Origin of the sequence: Adonisia turfae CCMR0081, from assembly GCF_011009555.1 — a bacterium.
Taxonomy (GTDB): domain Bacteria; phylum Cyanobacteriota; class Cyanobacteriia; order Phormidesmidales; family Phormidesmidaceae; genus Leptothoe; species Leptothoe turfae.
The window spans coordinates 503011-521533 of sequence record NZ_QXHD01000004.1; the positions used below are offsets into that span (position 1 = coordinate 503011).

An 18523-nucleotide genomic window follows, 5' to 3' on the forward strand; every position below is an offset into this window, starting at 1 on the left:
GCAATTAATTTCCTTTCATTGAGGGGGCCTGCTCACAGAGTCAAGAGCATAGAAACCCTCTGGTTAGTATTGAAAATTCAGGAATTTTGCATCTACAACATATCTCTTGGTGACGATTCTTACTTAATATAATATTTCGCTTCTGTATACCACGAACTCAGAGTAGCAAGCTGTTATTACAGTTACATCAAGCAACCTAGAGTTCTGATGCTTGGGCTCTTGAGGCTGTTTATCTATCGTTTGTAAAAGCGGTTAGCGGTTGCATGATGTGTACTACTATGATGATATTGCTAAATAAATTTTAAAGCTATGCGATTAGTGCCCAAGCTATATGGCAGCTTTCTTTTAACTATTGCTATGTCCGTAGGATGTAGTTTTACGATGCCAACCTTAGCAATGCCAGTCTGCTATGTATCGCAAGCAGACGAAATTATAGATTTAAGTCATCTATGCGTCATCGAAGAAGAGTCTCCTGAAGAAGAGCTTTTACCTGTGGAGCCTATGCCTGGGCAAGACGATTTTGTTCGAGGCCTTGAACTCTATAATGATGGTAATTTTACAGCTGCTTTACGCATTACGAATCAAGCAATTAAGGCGAATCCTGGAGAGGTGGGTTATTATTGGTTGAGATCGATGATTCATACTGAAAGTGGCAACTCTAGCAGAAGAGCTAATTGGGACTTCGAAGCTCTGAGCCGAGCTTATCGACAGGACAATCAAAACAATCCAGCTGCTGTGTCTGATGAAACATTACGACAACATTTTTTCCCGCCTGAGTCTCGTCGATAATGTCGTGAAGCCTATGCAGTTATCGATTTTCTCGGAAAACATCATTTCTAGAGACAATCAATTCTCAGCTTATGGCACAATGTCATATCTGACGTGAGTATCACGGTTACCAAAACGAATAACTGCTTCAACATTCGTTTGGGTTGGAGTATTATTGAGCGGCGTGGCAGCCATGCTGAAATAAGAGCCATTTACAAATTGCCAGAGATTCCCAGAACCAGGAATTTCCAAAGTAGTGTTAGGTGGATAATGGACCCATTGAGAGGTTTGACTGATTGTAACCGGGGCACCTATCGGCGTACCGATAAAACGAATATCGATTTGGTAGCTGCCAGACCAACCACCTTCAAGTTTAACTTTCTTCAGTGTTATCTTTGCCATTTCAATTCATTTCCTTTCATTGAGGGGGTATGCTCACAGAGTCAAGAGCAGAGAAAACCTCTGGTTAGTATTGAAAACTCACGAATTTTGCATCTACAACATATCTCTTAGTGACGATTCTTACTTAATATAATGTTTCGCTTCTGTTCGCAATGCCCCGATGGTTGCTTTTGATACATGGCAGATATTCGTGAATTATTGGTTTGAGTCAGAGCCAAACTATCAATGTCAGTGATCTACTAGGGACAAGCACTACACAACAGTATTTTGCAGCTTAAATACTCTGTGCTGTTAGATGACACTGTATCTGATGTAGAAAGTGCCATAACCGCAAGAGACAGTGCATGTGTAATTTGTTTTTGGATTTTCATTAATTGATTGTGGGCTTGTATTTACATGTATGCCTTGTATGTAGAGATCAATATTTCCAGTCCCACTAAAGGTAAGGGTAGCGTTGGATGGAAAGTTCGTCCAAACGCCAGACTGAGGGATAGTCAGCGTTGCAACAGGCATATGGTCGAAGCGAAATTGTGATGTCAAGTTATTTGGAAAAGATGATCCTTGTTCTTTAACTCTAAGTAGCTTAAGCGTACCAGCCATACTTTCCGTTCCTAATAATGAGTGATATGTCGCCTAGTTGTTCATGTCTTTTAATGACACTGTACCTACTATAAGAAGTCTTATAGCTAGAAGTAACTGGTTCTTAAATATTTGTTCTCACGTATCTCATTGACTTTTGTTGGATTTGTATCCATGCATGCTTTACGGAGAGCTGAATGCAGATTTGTTCTTGGAGTAGGGGTATCATTGACACCACTAACTAATCCAGTATAGATTCCATTCACGTATACTTGTATGACGCCAGCACCGTTAAAGTTTAGTTGTGAGCTGCTTGGGCCATTAATCCACTGATTAATGGGAGTAGAGGCAAGATTTGGACCAATAGGATGGCCTGCGAAGCGGAAGTTGATAGCTGCATTACTGGGCCAGCCACCACCCTCAAGTTTGTATCTGAGCAGTTTGATTAACGCCATGATGCAGCTCTCTTCGTCGTAAAAGTGATCATATTCCGAGAGTTGGTTATATGGTCAGAATATCTTCGATGCAAGACTCCTAAGGTCGTGTCAGAGAATGCTATATCTGACTCGGGCTATCCCCAACCTAGTATTAAAGTTAGCCTGAAGATTTATTCTTGGTGTTGGAGAAGGATTGATCCCACCAGCCATGCCGCTAAATGCTCCATTCACAAATAGTTGCAAACTGCCAGAACCGCTAAAGGTGAGCTGTGAGCTACTTGGGCAATTAATCCACTGATTAACAGGAGTAGAGGCAAGATTTGGGCCGATGGGCTGGACTACAAAGCGAAAGCTAATCGTAGCATTGTTGGGCCAGTTTCCGCCCTCAAGTTTGTATCTGAGCAGTTTGATTAACGCCATTACATTTATCTCTCTAAAGTGAAGCAGGGCATGTTCTAAGAGTTAGATAAAGAGTTACAGAATTAGCGATATTAACGTGCCATATCTGGCAGAATACAATCTTTTCTCTGCTGATTTGGACACGATATGTTTCAGCAGAGCTACTCTTGGAAGATGGCTATACAGCACTCTACACTAATTCCTGTATCTCATCTTCATGCCCAAGAAAGTTCTAGTGATTCAGCCATACGGATAGTTTCCGAATAAGCTGTTCCTATCCTGTAATTGATAGTTTGTTTCGCGCCAAATTTGTTCTGGAACTGTTTAGTAAACGCCTTGTCGACAGGAGCAAATGTCGTTGAATAACCCCCGATAGACGAATACTTCTCAAGCATCCCAAAGTCCATGAGATATCTCTGAAATAGTTCGGTTTCATTTCCCACTAGACCAGCTACAATAAAATCAGGGTTTGCAACCTTGATTTTGCTAGATAAGTTGCCAAATTGATGGGTATCCAACTCTACATACTTATCTCCAATGACGCTGCCACCCAGCTTTTCTAACTCAGCTTTACCAACACCATGGGCACCTTTAACGTATGGATGCTCAGAACCAATAAAGAACCCCTTCGGACCAAGCTCTCTGTACATAAGCGAAATCAGATCGCGCATGCAAGTATCATCAACAATGTTGCTGCCCAGCACATCAACAATATTTTCCTCATCAGCCAGCTGTTTTACGGCTTGATTGTAGCGACGCCAATCAGAAGCAGGATTAATAACAACTGGCTCAACCTTCTGACCAGAGATGCCCTCACCATTGTTTACCCAAGCACCTGTACCAGCGTTAATGTGCTCAATGGCTAATAAGGTTGAATTTAGCAAGGGCTTTTCAACGGAGGCAATGCTGCCAGTTGTTGAGTATACAATTCCAATCTTAATGCTATCAGCAGCAGCCTCAGCGGTAATGTTACGATTACCTGTAGTTGTCGCTATAGCGCTTTGATGCCCCAAAGTTGCTAAAATTGCAGTCCCTGCTGCCGTGGAGCCATACTGGATAAACTTACGTCGGCTCAGATTGTTCATAGTGTTAGCCCGTTTCATAAAAGTCACCTAGCGTCACATATCGCTAAACCCAGTCCAAAATCAGCAGCTTTCTATGGAAGACTTTCTAAGCCCCACTTGAACTTGGTTTAGCGCGAATACCCGGAATCAGCAAGATCTTCAATTTTACCAAAGACCCTATAACTGGTGACGATTCCAGACAACTTCAGTCCCAAGCATATAATAAATTAAATTTGTATGTTGTCACTGGTAATACAACGTAATCCACGATGTCAGAGTACAACAGATTATTCTGAAAAGAGTCAATTAGATTTTAGTCGTGATCAAGCAGGGACGATCAAAAACAGAAAGTGCCTATGTACTTGTCTCTACATGTGAGGTGTGCACGTAGAGATAATATTGTTAGGTCGATTAAAAGGACGCTAGCATCAATCTTCACGAGAGATTTGAAGCGACATTATAACAAGTGATGCCTATCAGAATATAGATGAGGCATCTGCATGACAATAATGTGTCGCTTTGAGTCATTCCTAGGGTTGATTCACTTGCCAAAGAATATTCCTTGACACCTGGGAAGGAAGCTATTGGTTATCCAGGCCCCCTTTATGGCTACCATGTAACGCATCTGAAAGATTATTAACATTGACTATGACGGAACGGTTCCCCTTGGATAGGCTACCGTATACACACATCTCGAAAGATAATGCCCTAAAAGGTAGCCTTGACCTTGAATTGGCCCACTCTGCGAGAAGCCGCTTTGGCGTCTATATCCTAAATCCTTCTCCCTGGGGACGAAGGACTTTGAGGCTAGGCCCCCCTTCTCCCTCAGGGAGTAAGGGGTTGGGGGATGAGGGCTCGAGGCTTGGAGCCACTCTTCGACTTGTGTATACACCGTAGCCAATGCTGGAGGACAAAACTCAAAGCCCCCAAAATTGGGAGTCAAGGGGGCCTAAACAACCATAAACCCCTAACCCACACCCTAATCCACCATCAACCACGCCTTAAGATCATCTAAACTAGTCATCTCAAACACCTTATCCCCCAGCGCTTCTAGCCGCACCAGCGATAACCGATCAATCTGTTCCACAACATCCTGAGGCATCTCCCCAAGCTTTCGAGTTAGCAGTCGTAAAATCAGTGACCTCGCCTGTTCTAAACGCCCTTCTTCTAAGCCTTCTAACCGACCTTCTTCTCGTGACGTATCCACAACATTATTGAGATCTCGATAATACTTAAGACTATTCTGATAAGAATCTTGCTCAGTGGGTGAAAAATTAGCAATTTCGGCAATTTCAAACAATTGTAAAAAGACCGGATCTTGAAAAGGCTGGGGCCGATCATCTAACTCAGGCAAATGTCTAAGCAGATATAGCCATTGGTCTTGATGCGAACCCAGTTCTGTCAATGACTTCTGGAATTTAGGTAGTTCAATATAAACAAATTTGAGCTTATCGTAGAACACCTCGCAATGCTGATTCTTAAGTTCTACCGTGTGCAGGTAAGTGTCGTCATGTTTATGATCATCAAACACAAAGTCCAATACCCCAATGGAATAAACAGGGGCTAAGTGATAGTTCCAATCCCCCTTCAGTGCTTGCTCTTGAATGGGGAAACTGGCATAGAAAACACTGCGGTCTTTGAAATAGTTTTGCTTAGCCTTTTGAATTTCAACAATAAAACGTTCCCCATTCTCTCCCTGGCAATAGAAATCAAAAATGGCTTTGCGGTCAATGGGCGTATTTCCAAACACCTCAGGCATTTGGTAGGCGAGAGTCTGTATGTGGTGATAGGGGGGCAGTAATGTATTCAGAAAGTCGATCAGCAGTGGCTTGTTCGGTTCAGAACCAAAGACGCGCCTAAACCCAAAATCAGTGAGAAGATTGATATAGCGTTCTTGCAATGGGAAGGGCATGGCGGCAACCGATGGCCAGGCACTGGCAACTTTGATGGTTGATATGGTCTAGTTTAATTGTAGCTAAGAATTTTGCCAGTACCCCTGCTGTACAACTATCTTTTAGGCAGCAGGGGGCTGGATATTTGATAGTTAATGGGGATCACTAAGGGGAGTGCACATCAATAAAATCCCAATCGCAAAATATAATATGTTGTAGGATGTCCTCACCTTACGAAGGCTACAGTGTATACACAACTGGAAGATTTTGGCATCGAGCATGACGAACACCGGTTCCTCTTAACAAGGGGAACCAACGGAGGGGTCTTCGGTCGTTAGCGCAAGTGATCCACACACCTCCCTGTCGGTTCCCCTTACCAAGGCTACCCTGTATACATAAGTCGGAGAGTCGCTCCAAATATCGAGCCCTCATCCCCCAACCCCTTACTCCCTAAGGGAGAAGGGGGGCCTGACCTCAAAGTCCTTCGCCCCTAGGGAGAAGGATTTAGGATGTAGACGCCAAAGCGGCTTCTCGCAGAGTGGGCCAATTCAAGGTCAGGTCTACTTTTTGGGACATTATCTTCTAGATGTGTATACACCGTAGCCTTACCAAGGGGAACCATTAGCAGACTATCTTGAAACAAGTGAATCTTAAGGAGTTTGACTATTCTCTCCGATTTATGTATACACGATAACCCTTTTATGGACATATTTACATTTACTCAAGCAAGCATACCTAGAGTCTCTCCAATGCTGGGGGGACAAAACTCAAAGCCCCCAGCATTGCGAGTTTGACTTCGACGTGAGGCTTCGACGGTGAACTCAGCCGAACCGCTCAGCCAAACAGAATAAGAAGTCAGGAGTCAAGGAGGATATAGATCCTGACACCCAATAACCAACATCTCACCCAGCCAACATTTTCCGGCTTAAATTGATACCCATTTTATGGACGAAACTCTCTTGGCTGGCAAGAGACTTGGTGTAAGACTCTTCTATTATCATCACCATCTGCTGCTTAGCGTACGTGTTCTTCATGTGTTTTTTGACCGTGTTCAGAGCAATATGCAATTCCGCAGCAATTTCCTGATAGCTATAACCAATGCGATGAAGAATCCAGACATCTACTTCTCGTGGGCTGAGCCCATACCGGATCGCCTCAGTTATCGCTAAAATCTCTTTAGACTGTTTTTGGTTTTCTAAGATTACCAGAATGTAAGGACGATCACCACGGTTAAACCATCGCGCTCGAATGCGCACATGGCAGTGGGATTGTTTAAGTTTTAACTCTGATTCAGTAGCGGTTAAATGGTTAGGGAAACTCTTGCGACTGTCAATCAGAATTTGACAAGTATTCCAGATTTCCTGGGGGACTGAGCTTGTAGAAGGAAAATCTTGGTTGATGCGATCGCACATACATCGTGCCGAGCTATTACTCTCAACACATTGACCATCTTCGGTCAAAATCAAAATGCCATCACCATCATCACCACAATTCTGCACAATAGGCGTGATGATAGTCTCATTTGAAGAAGCCAGTGAATTGGATAAACATGCAGGTTGCAGATTGGCAGGCCGATTCAGGGAGCTTTGAAGTGTCATGGTCATCTCGGGATTGTCAAACTTAAATGCGGGAATTCGAGTGATCCGAGCCCATTAAAGGGTCTAACTGTTGTAGATGCAGATGGCATACCCAATCCGAATTCATGAAACCCGATTCAAAATAGATAATCCTGTAGGGGCATTGCCCTGGGGATGCACTGCGATACCGGGCGCTATCAATCAGGATTTTGTATTACTGATATATAGGGTAAAGTCGCGAAAAATATGCATATTTCCCCTAACTACGCCGTAAAGCGGAACAGTCTACGTATTTTCCACAAGTTCTTTATCTAGCCCTGGACTCCAGCTCCGATGCGTTAAACCACTTCTCGTGTAGTTGTTGCAAAAAGCCCTGCTGCTGATAGTCCAAAATCAGCTGATCGATGGCCTCCAATAGATTGGCATCATTTTCACGCACCGCGATACCGTAGCCCTCATGGGTCAATAACGTACCTGCTAGCTCAAACGAGTCAGGATTGAGATTAATAAAATGACGCAATGCCGGAGCATCCTGCACCAGGCCTTTAATTTTGCCATCTTCTAATGCGGTGACGGCGGCTGCAAAGGATGGATAGGTGACTAATTTGACCGGTTGACTCTGTAAAAATACTTCCCCGGTTGTGCCCTTTAATGCACCCACTGACTCACCACTGAGGGCCGCCAAATCCAGCTGATTTTCACTCAGCTGATGCACCGTCAGAGACGCAATAAAGTCCGCCACAATAAAAAAACTCAGCCCCATCCATAGGGTGGCAATCAAACGCCCAATAAACTTGGTCGGGGTGACATCGCCATAGCCAAAGGTGCCCAACGTGACCACGGCAAACCAGATGCCCTGACTCACACCTCGCAGCGGATTCCCCGAAAAATGGTCATTATGTTTGTGCTCTACCAGCCAGATCAGGCCACCTACAGCGGTGCTACTGGCGAAGATCAGCACAATGGGGCGGAAATTTTGCCAGTTAAACATGCCGCTGGCAAAGGTGATCACCGTCGTCTTGGGTTTGGTGACCATCAGTTGTAGCCCAGATTGATAAAACGGATAGGAAAAGTCAAACCCTGCTGCTTCCCGTTGAGCTGTCACTGAAATACCCGAAATGGCCGCATCAACGTCACCGTTTTTGAGGCCCACCAATAGGTCACTGACAGATTCGTAAGTCACCCATTCGGTCTCTAAGGCCAGATCATCAGCGATGCTTTGCCATAGGTCGGCGCTATAGCCATAGGGCAGGGTGGCAGGTTCTAGGGAAACAAAGGGCGGTAGTTCTTTAGTGCCGACGCGAATCGTTAGCTTGGGTTGGGGTTGGCTGACAGGCAGCGTCTGCCATGCCTGGTCTAACGATTGGTCCAATGTCTGGGTAGATTGGCCCAGGGCAGCTGGTGGTGCTAACCATAGCCCCAGAGCTGTGGCCATCAGTGCGCCAAGGTATCTGAACATGACTCGCGATTTGTGAGCGGTTTTGCAATATGGATAATCTTGTAGGGGAATTCCCTTAGGGTCAACCGCTTTAACGCAACGGGCTGTAATGGGGATTACTTAAAAGGGTCTCCGCTGTTTGTATGGCAGTCGTTAATAGATGCGGGTATTTCACATCACCCAGGCGTTTACCGTGTTGATAGTGGTAATGCATCAGCCGTTGCGGGATATCTGATGAAGCGTAGATCCGTGCAGGCTGTAGTTGCCCCAACAGCCGCGCCTGTCGATAGTGAAAACTCTGGCAAAGTAACTGGTCTAAAACCTGGGCTGTATGGGTTTCGCATCGGCTGATGTGATCAATGAATAGGCTGTAGTGGGGCTGGGGTGATAAACAAGGTACCAGGCATTTAAACGCATTGTCTGGCAGGTCTAGCTGAGTTTCTAACTGAGTTAATGTCTGGCTGACAAAGGTTAAGGTGAGTTTCTCGCCCACCATGTCGCTGGTGCTATGGCTGCGGCCTAAAAAGCGTAGACAGGGGGTGGATTGATAATAGTGGGTGGGTTGGATGCGATCGCCCATGCGATACCGGTAGAGTCCACCTTTCTGGGAAATAATTACGCTGTAGGTGTGCCCTAGCTCCAGTTCATGCAGCAGGTGAATAGCGCCCGCTTCATCTTCAAACTCAAAGAAAACCTCTGTCAGCATAGGCACACAGCCATTTGCACCCAGCAGCGGTACGGTCATGGGTGCTTCGGTGGCCAGTAACCCTTTGCCCTGGATCAGGGTATGGGGAAAATGGTTTTGCAAGGCACTCACCTGATCGGCTGCCAAAGCACTGTCCCAGCAGGAAATAAGTTTTAGCTTGGGCCACAAGGCTTCCCAGTTGATGGTTTCCTGACTCAGTACCTGGGAGCGGGCTGGGGAGAGCTGGTGGGTGAGTTGCGATCGCAACACTACTCGATGAGTGTGAATATAGTCCAGCTGCACCTTTAAAAAGCTAGGACTCCAGATAGATATCGTTTCTAAATTCTCTGCTAACAACAAGGTTTTACACAGGTTTGCCTGAAACACCTCGGGGGTTTGGGGTTTATGGGCATCGGGCGGTGACACTAGAAATGGCTTAAGCAACCACCGCAGCCACAGATCCAGGTATTCAGAGTCGTCCTGTAACCCCGCTGGCGTTTCTCCAGGGGCCAACAGCTTGGGAGAAATGCACATATACACGTTCCCCGTCTCAAACCCTGGACCATTGACAATCAGGTCATGGGCCCAGACGCAAAATAAAGTATTAAAAGACTTTCGCAAAGCACGAGTATAGGGAATCTGTTTGGCGGGACCGCTACTGCCCGATGTTTTTTCATAAAAGAGAACAGGGGCTGTATTTAGAGAATTGTTGTCTTCGATCCAGGGCTGCAAATCCCCATAGGTGACTATCGGAATCTTGTGCCAGTCATCAACAGACTTAATTCCTAACGATTTGCCATACTTACTTTGCATTAATTGTTGAAATAATGCATTTTGCAACGTTTGCTGGGTAGCCTGCGGTTGTGACAACGTTTTATAAAACCGCTTGGCGGTTGGGGCCAGCAGTGAGCCAAATCCCCTAATCAGCCAGCCCATGGTTTTTCTCCTCAGCACTATGCTCCTCAGCACTATTAACAGTGCTATTGGGATAAATCTCACTGCCAGCTTCTAAGTAACTGCCTGCGGTGATCATGGCTCCTGGCCCAATGTAAGAACCTGCGCCGATAAAGCTACCATCCCCAATGGTGATGGGCTTTAGATAAAGCATCAGGTTATCCCGTCGCGGCTTAATGATGTGGCTGTACATGCCCACGCGATGGCCAAACACCACACCATCGCCAATGGTCAACAGCCCCCGATCGGCAATTTCTAAGGCCGGTGTCCAGTACACCTGTTTGCCTATGTGTGCCCCCCATAGCCGCAGCCATAGGGAGAATACACCGGGCACCAGTCTCAACAGAGTTTCTAACGCCGGAAACGCAATGTAGATCAGTTGAAACTGATGACTGCCCCACCAGGGAGAATAATCACTGCCCTGGAGGTAGCTGATGCCATTCTCAAGGGGATAAACAGAATGATGGATGCGATAAGACAGTATGGGAAACCCATAGAGAAAAAACAGGCACAGCATTACGCTCCATAGGCTGTGTTCCCAGATGCCGTAGGCTAAAGAGACTGTCGCTAAACTTAATGTTAGGGTGGGGAAAAAAGATAAAAATTTACTTAACAGAGTCATGGTTGATGTCGCGGCGGGGACCAACCCAGATGGCAGCCCCCGTGACCAGCGGAAGCAGGGCGGAAATCCCCCCAAATAGCAGGGGATAGGTTTTAACGGCGGGAACGGTTAAAACAATGGCAAAAACAAGGCCACAGTATAGTAATGCTGCAAAGGGGATCGCGCAGATGATAATCAACATCAGGCGCTCATTGGATTCTATTGAAGACATGGGGTAAAACAACAAACAAACTGAACAGACGATCAGTCTAGCGAATGTGTCTGCATACATGTTGCTTGCGGAATTTCTCGTGGGTATAGTAGCTGTCGCCATAGGCTTAAATGCAATGTTTGTCCTAGGGCTAACGGCCATTGGTCGGACTGCTGCCAGGTGCCATGGAGACGATCCCACAGCTTAAAATTGGCACCGTAGTTGCAAGCCTGGGCCGCACTCTGGTGATGCCAGCCATGGTCCTGAGGCAATATTAACCAGCCGGATAAACAGTGGTATAACCAGCTGCCTGGCTGGGGACTAAACTGGCTATGCCGCCACAAATCTAAGGCTGCGGTGAGGCTGACGCCTAAAACATAGGCGGTGGGGTCGTTCAATAGATAGATAAACAGTCCATGGACCCATAAATAAATAATTAAAAAACTACTCCATAGGGTATTGCGGGATGTGCCTAAAACATCCATGGTGCTGACGGTGTGGTGTACCTGGTGGGCAAACCAGCCCCAGGGACTATGGAGAAAACGATGATTCCAGTAATAGAGATAGTCCACCGCAACAAAGCTAAGAACAAAGGCGATCAGAGGGTGTAACGCTAGACCCTGTTGCCAGTGGGGAAGTAGTTGCTGGTACAACGTTTGTAAACAGGTGAGTTGAACCAGGGGTATAAGAAGTCCCTGTACCCATAAACCGGCACTGTCTAGCATCCAGTCATGCAGGGTTTTCTGGGTAAGTTCTGACCAGCTACACCAGGTGGTGAGGCTGATTAAAAGAATAAAAGTACCAAAAATAATCATGGTTTATACCCAAAAGGTAATGTCAGCGGATTGGTCCGGCAAGGTGCGTGGGTCCTTGCCTGTGGCGATCGCATCTCGAATGGATTCGACAAAAATGTGAATGGTGTCGGCGGGGGTGTGGTGAAAATGGGTGCCATACTTTGCGATCGCATCCCCCTGCACTCCCAAGGCCCCAAGGTCCTGGTCAATAATGCGCTGGGCAGTCCATCGCACCAATGGCTTGGCCAGCTTATTCCAAATGCCGTAGTTAAATGTCACATCGGTATACACCAGCGTGGAATTCTCCGTTTCTGGAATCGACTGACTCGTGATAAAACAGCGACGGTGGGGACCCATGGTATATTCCACGCTGGTCACATTGGGCATATGAAACGAGTCTCGATGACAGATTTCATGGCCCTGGGGGTTTAAGAACCAGCGGGACCAGCCCAGGTTATTGGTTTCATTGCGATAGGTGGCGGTGACGCTACCCTGATGTCGTGTGACCGTCATGGCTAGCTGTTGTTGCCGCGCTGTTCGAAAGATTCCAGGATGTACGGAAACTGTATGGGGAATATCGATAAAGTTCTCCGCGCAGTTGGTAACGTTGTTGGCAAAGCGATTGATCACTCGCACCGTTTCCCAGCCTGGTGTTTGAAAGTGGGGCATGGCAAACGGTTGAGTCTCCAATCCGCCCCGCAGCCGCACATACACATAGCCATCCTGTTCACAGGTATCGTAGGCTTTGGCACAACGATTGGAGTTAGCAGCGAATTGTTCTCCTTCGGCAGGCACCTTGGTGACCTGCCCTGTGGGGGCATATTGCCAGCCATGGTAAGGACATTGCAGCTGTCCTTGATGCACCTTGCCTCCGGAGAGTCTGGTGTTTCTATGCAGGCAGCGGTCTCTGAGGGCAACGGGTTGGCCATTTTCTCCTCGAAAAATAACCAGCCATTCATCTAAGACGGTGCGTTGTAAAACAGTTTTAGGTTTTAGCTGTGTGCTCAGGGCAACGACATACCAGAAATCCTCAAACTGAATTGGGAGGGTTATCGGGACTTCCATAGGGACAAATTTTCAGGTCGTGGGTGATATCAAGCTGACAGGCAAGGCGTGCATTGGGGCAATCGGGAGCCAGTACCTCCAGCAGTTCCTGCTCCTCAGGCCTAGGGGGCGGAACATCTCCTGTGACGGTGACTAAACAGGTGCCACAGATACCGGTGCGGCAACCGAAGAGTATGGGAGAGTTTTGGACGGTCAGGGTGTCAGCGAGGGGGGTGTGGTCTGCAATGGTCACGGCGGCGTGATCGGTGTTAGGGAAAGAGATTTTGCAAGACATGCCCTCATCCCCCAGCCCCTTCTCCCCAGGGAGAAGGGGAGAAAGAACCTAAACTATTCTGCCTTGGTAATTTAGAGTTAACCTTCACAGTCCCTCTCCCCAGGGAGAGGGATTTAGGGTGAGGGCCAAAATCCTGAGAACCAAGATGCTCCTGGGAGAAAGCATTAGGGTGAGGGCTCGACCACCTCGAAGGCACCAACCCATTTATATACCTCACGTAGTGGGCAATGGGCGCATCTACCGGCAATAGCCGTTCAGTGCTAAACCGAATATTGTCATAAATCATGCCATCTTCACCGCGCAGGGCGTAATAGCTCAGCCGTGTTAGCCACAGCAGTAGGTGAGTGACTAGCCAACCGATGATGCCTGGACGTTTTTGGGTGACATAAATCGGCTGAATAAATGTCTCCCCCGACTTTGTAGGTCTATAGGCATAGAGCATATATAACTGGGGGATCCAGCGCACCGCTTTCATCATGGTCAGTAACCCCAGGCAGCCGTGGGCATAGCGCATGGAGTAGGCATAGCGCGGTCCTAAAATGGCTCGACCTAAACGCTCTCGCCAGTTGGTATTGAGAAACTCGCCGCTGAGGGTAAAGTCAATGTGTTCTCCCTCTTGTTCCAGTGAGAGTTCGAGATCCACGGGTAAATGGTGCACGGTTTGCAGGTGCTGCACATCAATGCCGTTGATCATGCAAATGTGATGATGACATTTGCGGGTTAGGGGGCGATCGGCGACAACGGCCAGTTCATGGTGCTTGAGTTCATCAAATTCTGCCACCGCTGTCGGTGCCACACTATCTGGGTAAATCCAAATAAAGCCGTACTTTTCTTCCGTGGCATAGGATTGCAGCGTAGCCCCAGCAGGAATGTGATCCTGGCAAGGAATATCCTGGCATTGACCGTCGCCGTCAAAGGCCCAATGGTGAAAGAAACAGCGTACGTGGTTGCCGTCGACACTGCCAATGCCCAGGTCAGTGCCCATGTGGGGGCAATAGGCATCCAGGGCTCGGATGTTGCCGTCTTGACCCCGAAAAATGGCAATGCGTTGGCCACAGATGTCAAAGGATTTAACGGTTTCTTTGGGGATCTCTTTAGAGGCTGTGACCAGGTACCAGCCCCTGGCAACAATATCCCAGTTGTTAAATATGGTTGTCATGGTTATTTGTTTTCAATACGCTTATCAATCATTCGGGCAATTTTTCGGATAATCGTTTAAGTTGGCGGGCTGAGCGTCGCCAAAGCCCGCCAACACCCGATCCTGAAAAAATCTAAATAATGCTTGCCGCTGTGTGTGCAGATACCCCTCAATCGAAGCGTTTTGCATAATCGCCATGGTGCGATTGCTGGGCCACACATAATCTAAGGGGTCTAGATACGCTTGGTAGGAGGCCATGGCTTCCTGGTGGGTTTTATAACTGCGGTGTAAGCCCTCAGATTCTTCTGTGAAACAAGCCTGCATCATGGCTTTAGCGTCACCATCGTCCATGGAGAAGAGGGGCGATCGCAACAACTGATACACCTTGGGATACAACGCCGGATCATGCCAAAAGATGCCGTTGACGGCGACTGAAAACTGCTGATGGTCCCGCTGACAGCCACGAATGCCAAGGTTGGCCACGAATGCTTCAAATGGTGTGGGCTGCGGTAAACACTGGATCACCTCATGGGAAAGCAGCGTGGAACTATTAAAGTGAAAGCTCTCATCCATAAAGTGGTAGAACGAGATCTTGGCTGGAATCGGTGCATTCTCCTGGTCGTCATGGGTTTGGTAGTAGCGACTGAGCTGATGCTGCACCAGTTTGCCATTGAGGGTGCGCAGGCCGCGCACCGTGAAATACTGACAAGCGAGAAAACTGTTGCAGGCAGAGATGAGGCCAAAGGCCTGGAGCTGTAGTTGCTTCCACCAGCGTTTTAGCTGATTAGTATCTGCAAAAATCATGGTTTCGGTAAACGGTCCCCGCATGGGATAGCTAAAGAGCCGCTTACCCAATAGGGCCTGTTCCGTTTGGTCTGCCACGCTGCGAAACGCGCTGATGTGGGCGCGCTCCTGGGAAGATTCCAGGTCTAACATGTCGCAGATGGTGCGAAACCCATCGTGGGCATACAAAGCAGCGGCACTGGTCTGGTTAAAAAAGATGGTGGCAATTTCAGCGGAGATAATTTGAGTATAGTAGGCCACCCAATACAGCTGATTTAATACTGTTCTTTGGTACTCGCTGGCCTGGTGCCATAAAGGAGTGCCATACAGCAGTGAGAAGGTTTCAGGATTCCAATGGCTATCACGGCAAGCGTCATAGCTAAATGCCTGGCCAGCGTCATCTAAAAGCTCAGTATTATCTTGCTTTTGATTACGTTGATAGTTGATTTCTAATCGGCGCTGTAACGGGATGTTCAGTAATATGTTCCTGGGGTCAGATTGACTGTTACTTGGCTTGTTCTGCTTTTCTAGGTTCTCTTTATTGAGTAGCTGATCGGTATGATAATTTTTATCCATAATTAGCGGCCTCCTCGGCATTGAGGGGGGTGAACAAATCTTGGTCTGCGAGCTGGCTAACGATGCCATGGCTGGTGCTAGCCATGAGATGCTTTAAAAGCTGTAGCCGTTGATGGCTGTGATTCACAGTGTCTAACTGTTGCAAAATTTGGATACGTTGGGGGCGAGAAAGATGACCTTTTGTGGTTGCGATCGCAGCCACCACCCGCTGGGGACCTATGCGCACCATTTGCAAAAAAGTCGCCAGACAGTCCACAATGGCCGCTTTACTGTTGCCTGATATCTCAGTCTGATTTAGCAAGGTGACTCCGGTGCCATGGTGTCGTGCCTCCGCCTGCAGAAAACTTTGGAATAAGGCCCTCAGTGACGAGTCGGTACAGGCCCTGGCCAAGCTGCGATAGTGGGTTAGCCCCCACCCCTCTAACACGACTTGCAAAACAAATAGAAGAACGGTTTTGTCAGAACTCTCAACGATGCCAGAGAGTAACTGTAAAAACGGATCGTTGAGTTCTGTAGGAACTATTGCTGATGCAGCATAAGGCTGTAGCTGAGCCAAATGCATGGTTTCATCTGCCGCAAACAGACTATAGAGCATACGTTCTTGGGCACTGTCAGCCAGCAGCACCATCTTGGCCATATACCCCACACCAGCCTGCTCGATAAATAAAGACTCTTGTAATAATCCCCGGTTTAACTGTTGCAAAATGTGGTGTTGTTCGAGATCAGCAGACTCTTGAAAGATAGATACCCGATCCAAATTAAAAAAATTGGGCTGCCAATAGATAGACGAGGCGTTAGACCCATTGATGATCTCTCGTTCTCCTAGGGCAGCGGTTAATATGCGGTTTATCTTGTTATTTGCCGTTAATGTTGGCAGGTCAAAACCAGATACTTTTCTAAGGTTAGGTATGGTCATGTTACGCTCCTCCAATCTCCCCAGCTCAAAGCTTTTTGTCGATTGAGATGTTGGGCAAATTGAACGATTGATCGGTCTGCTTTTAGAGGTGTTTTAAAGTGAAATCGAATGCCCTGAAAGACTTGAATATCTCCGGTGGCAAAGTAGGCGGCGACCTGTCGAGTTATCCATAGAACAACTGGATTCATGAACCTGCCAGCAAAACGCTTAGGGGTAATTAATAGGGTCCAACCCTCGGTTTTTCCGCCTGGGGTAGGCCGTAGGGCAAACATAATGTGAAAGTGAAAAAAGTCTGGCCCGACGGTGACTGTGCCGGTGCTGCCATACCAGTAACACATCTTATAGGTCACTTCATTCTGATACAACGGACGAATGAGTTTAACAAACTTTGAGGCTTCCCCACCGCGGGTTGTGTTGTCTAAACATAGGGCATTGTCATTCAGCGCCTTGGCTTTAAATCGCACTGCTAGGGGCAAATTGTGAACTGAGTTAAAGTGATGGGCATCAATGGCGTTGATCATCAATACATTAGGGTGGCAGTTACGCTCAAAGCGATAGCTTAAAGCCGCATCACAATCCATACCTTCTAACTCAGGCACATACGGCGGTGGATATTTGGGAGTCTTACCGGTCCAAACCCAAATCATGCCGTAGTGTTCAGCCGTAGGCCATGGGCAAAGCTTTGCGTTAGCCATGATCGTGTGGTGTTGGCCACAGGCTGGAATCTCAATGCACTGACCATTTTGGTCAAATTGCCAACGATGCAGCGGGCAGCGAATAGTCTCACCATCGATCGTTCCCTGGGCCAATGCGGCCCCCATGTGGGGACAATGGCCGTCTAACACCACCACCTGGCGGGTGCGGGTGCGATATAGAACCAGTTCTCTTCCCATCAGGGTGAGGGACTGTGCCTGCCCTGGTTTTAAGCGATGGCATGGCAACGCCCAATACCAGCCTTCAACAAATCGATCAGAACGATTAAAGACAGGATTTTTCTCTTGCGTTTGCCCAGCGAGCTGATCAGTGTCATGGGCTGTGGTTAACGATTCGATATTCATAACAGCTAGGCCACTAAACAGCTAGGCCACTAATGTGTGATTGCGACTAAACCACATGCGGCGACCAGCAGCCGTCAGGTTTTCAACGCAGATTTCTGTCAGGCACACTAACTCATCCCCTTGACTATGATCTGGATTGGCTTGCTCAAAAAACTGGATATGGGGATCTGAGCGCCGTTCTGGTGGCACGGTTCCCAGAATAGGAGAGAGCTTTTGGGGCTGTGTAAACCGTACAATCCCAGATACTGGGTCATAGGTATTGCCAAATTGTTGTCGAGCGAGATTGTCCATTAACTGCTGCATGGGTTCTGGTGTGGGCTGATCATAGCGAGGATAAAATGTTTTCCAGAATGTGGGTAGGAGGCGGTAGGTGCGAAAGCCGGATGAAATCAGTAACCAAAAAAGACGTTTGTCAGGGTGACGCAGCTGATTGATAGCCTGAATCCAGGCTCGGGGTAAGGTGGCACTACTCCAAGCCGTAGGATCAACAATCGTGTCCCCAGAATAAACAACACTTAAAGGCTCCCCATTTACGATCACATCGTAAAGTCTTAGGGTGGAAAATCCTTTTAATTGATCCATATTGTCTTTGAGCAATAAAACCCAATTTTTATGGGCCAAATCCGTTGAAAATATGTCTGGTGTCACACCACTAAAATGGTGCTTGAGTAGACGATACATGGCTGCACGGTCGTCCGTCTTTAATTTTTGAATAGAAACCAGTTGGGAATGCATCATGGTTTGGAACTCAGGTGATTGCGTTACTCCCATTGGTGTAGTTAACGGGTGGTCTAGCCAACGGGATTAGCAAAGTTCTGCTGAGTGAAAACTTTGCTGTGTCTGTTTGAATTTAGCCTGATCTATTTGTGAATAGGCAATGAGGCTAATGAATGCATACCGTAGAGTGTGTGG

General features: G+C 47.3%; 19 protein-coding genes. 1 reads left to right on the top strand and 18 read right to left on the bottom strand.

Annotation, left to right across the window (positions count from 1 at the left end; all coding sequences use genetic code 11):
* Nucleotides 1–381: 381 nt before the first annotated feature.
* Nucleotides 382–789 carry a tetratricopeptide repeat protein gene (locus DXZ20_RS06360; RefSeq protein ID WP_163697106.1) on the top strand — a complete coding sequence of 136 codons (408 nt, stop codon included), beginning with the start codon at nucleotides 382–384 and terminating at the stop codon, nucleotides 787–789.
* A gap of 69 nt (nucleotides 790–858) precedes the next feature.
* On the opposite strand, the gene DXZ20_RS06365 is transcribed toward DXZ20_RS06360, so the two are convergent.
* The 18 genes from DXZ20_RS06365 to DXZ20_RS06450 all read right to left on the bottom strand — a co-directional run bounded on the left by DXZ20_RS06365 (nucleotide 859) and on the right by DXZ20_RS06450 (nucleotide 18349).
* Nucleotides 859–1170: a hypothetical protein gene (locus tag DXZ20_RS06365; protein ID WP_163697108.1), complete on the bottom strand. Its 312-nt coding sequence runs from the start codon at nucleotides 1168–1170 to the stop codon at nucleotides 859–861.
* Nucleotides 1171–1856: 686 nt separating this feature from the next.
* Complete coding sequence (locus DXZ20_RS06370; protein WP_163697110.1) at nucleotides 1857–2204, bottom strand: hypothetical protein; 348 nt, start codon at nucleotides 2202–2204, stop codon at nucleotides 1857–1859.
* Nucleotides 2205–2294: 90 nt separating this feature from the next.
* A complete protein-coding gene (locus DXZ20_RS06375; protein ID WP_163697112.1) occupies nucleotides 2295–2606 on the bottom strand; it encodes a hypothetical protein in 312 nt (103 codons plus the stop codon).
* A 194-nt stretch (nucleotides 2607–2800) separates the two neighbouring features.
* Nucleotides 2801–3688, bottom strand: coding sequence for a transporter substrate-binding protein (locus DXZ20_RS06380; RefSeq protein ID WP_163697114.1), 888 nt, complete (start codon nucleotides 3686–3688; stop codon nucleotides 2801–2803).
* A gap of 940 nt (nucleotides 3689–4628) precedes the next feature.
* On the bottom strand, nucleotides 4629–5561 hold the full coding sequence (locus DXZ20_RS06385; protein ID WP_163697116.1) for an Rpn family recombination-promoting nuclease/putative transposase: 933 nt from the start codon (nucleotides 5559–5561) through the stop codon (nucleotides 4629–4631).
* 882 nt (nucleotides 5562–6443) lie between these two features.
* The gene (locus tag DXZ20_RS06390; protein WP_163697117.1) at nucleotides 6444–7139 is read right to left on the bottom strand and encodes a helix-turn-helix transcriptional regulator; all 696 of its coding nucleotides are present in this window, start codon (nucleotides 7137–7139) and stop codon (nucleotides 6444–6446) included.
* A gap of 286 nt (nucleotides 7140–7425) precedes the next feature.
* The gene (locus tag DXZ20_RS06395) at nucleotides 7426–8553 is read right to left on the bottom strand and encodes a transporter substrate-binding domain-containing protein (protein WP_250565650.1); all 1128 of its coding nucleotides are present in this window, start codon (nucleotides 8551–8553) and stop codon (nucleotides 7426–7428) included.
* A gap of 94 nt (nucleotides 8554–8647) precedes the next feature.
* On the bottom strand, nucleotides 8648–10177 hold the full coding sequence (locus tag DXZ20_RS06400; protein WP_163697121.1) for a GH3 family acyl-acid amido synthetase: 1530 nt from the start codon (nucleotides 10175–10177) through the stop codon (nucleotides 8648–8650).
* Nucleotides 10161–10817, bottom strand: coding sequence for an acyltransferase (locus tag DXZ20_RS06405; protein ID WP_163697123.1), 657 nt, complete (start codon nucleotides 10815–10817; stop codon nucleotides 10161–10163). Before DXZ20_RS06405 ends, DXZ20_RS06400 begins: the two co-directional genes overlap by 17 nt.
* Nucleotides 10801–11028 (bottom strand): hypothetical protein, encoded by a 228-nt coding sequence (locus DXZ20_RS06410; protein ID WP_006516505.1) that lies wholly within the window; start codon nucleotides 11026–11028, stop codon nucleotides 10801–10803. Before DXZ20_RS06410 ends, DXZ20_RS06405 begins: the two co-directional genes overlap by 17 nt.
* Nucleotides 11029–11060: 32 nt before the next feature.
* Complete coding sequence (locus DXZ20_RS06415; protein ID WP_163697125.1) at nucleotides 11061–11822, bottom strand: sterol desaturase family protein; 762 nt, start codon at nucleotides 11820–11822, stop codon at nucleotides 11061–11063.
* Nucleotides 11823–11825: 3 nt separating this feature from the next.
* Nucleotides 11826–12842 carry a Rieske 2Fe-2S domain-containing protein gene (locus DXZ20_RS06420; RefSeq protein ID WP_163703419.1) on the bottom strand — a complete coding sequence of 339 codons (1017 nt, stop codon included), beginning with the start codon at nucleotides 12840–12842 and terminating at the stop codon, nucleotides 11826–11828.
* A complete protein-coding gene (locus DXZ20_RS06425; protein WP_163697127.1) occupies nucleotides 12832–13140 on the bottom strand; it encodes a 2Fe-2S iron-sulfur cluster-binding protein in 309 nt (102 codons plus the stop codon). Before DXZ20_RS06425 ends, DXZ20_RS06420 begins: the two co-directional genes overlap by 11 nt.
* A 4-nt stretch (nucleotides 13141–13144) precedes the next feature.
* Entirely contained in the window at nucleotides 13145–14299 is a 1155-nt protein-coding gene (locus DXZ20_RS06430; protein ID WP_163697129.1) for an aromatic ring-hydroxylating oxygenase subunit alpha, read from the bottom strand.
* 24 nt (nucleotides 14300–14323) lie between these two features.
* Nucleotides 14324–15637: a P-aminobenzoate N-oxygenase AurF gene (locus tag DXZ20_RS06435; protein WP_163697131.1), complete on the bottom strand. Its 1314-nt coding sequence runs from the start codon at nucleotides 15635–15637 to the stop codon at nucleotides 14324–14326.
* Nucleotides 15630–16553, bottom strand: a complete 924-nt coding sequence (locus DXZ20_RS06440) for a ferritin-like domain-containing protein (RefSeq protein WP_163697133.1) — start codon at nucleotides 16551–16553, stop codon at nucleotides 15630–15632. The genes DXZ20_RS06435 and DXZ20_RS06440 overlap by 8 nt, the downstream gene beginning before the upstream one ends.
* Entirely contained in the window at nucleotides 16550–17611 is a 1062-nt protein-coding gene (locus DXZ20_RS06445) for an aromatic ring-hydroxylating dioxygenase subunit alpha (protein WP_163697135.1), read from the bottom strand. Before DXZ20_RS06445 ends, DXZ20_RS06440 begins: the two co-directional genes overlap by 4 nt.
* Before the next feature lie 21 nt (nucleotides 17612–17632).
* Nucleotides 17633–18349, bottom strand: a complete 717-nt coding sequence (locus DXZ20_RS06450) for a hypothetical protein (protein ID WP_348918547.1) — start codon at nucleotides 18347–18349, stop codon at nucleotides 17633–17635.
* Between the last annotated feature and the right edge of the window lie 174 nt (nucleotides 18350–18523).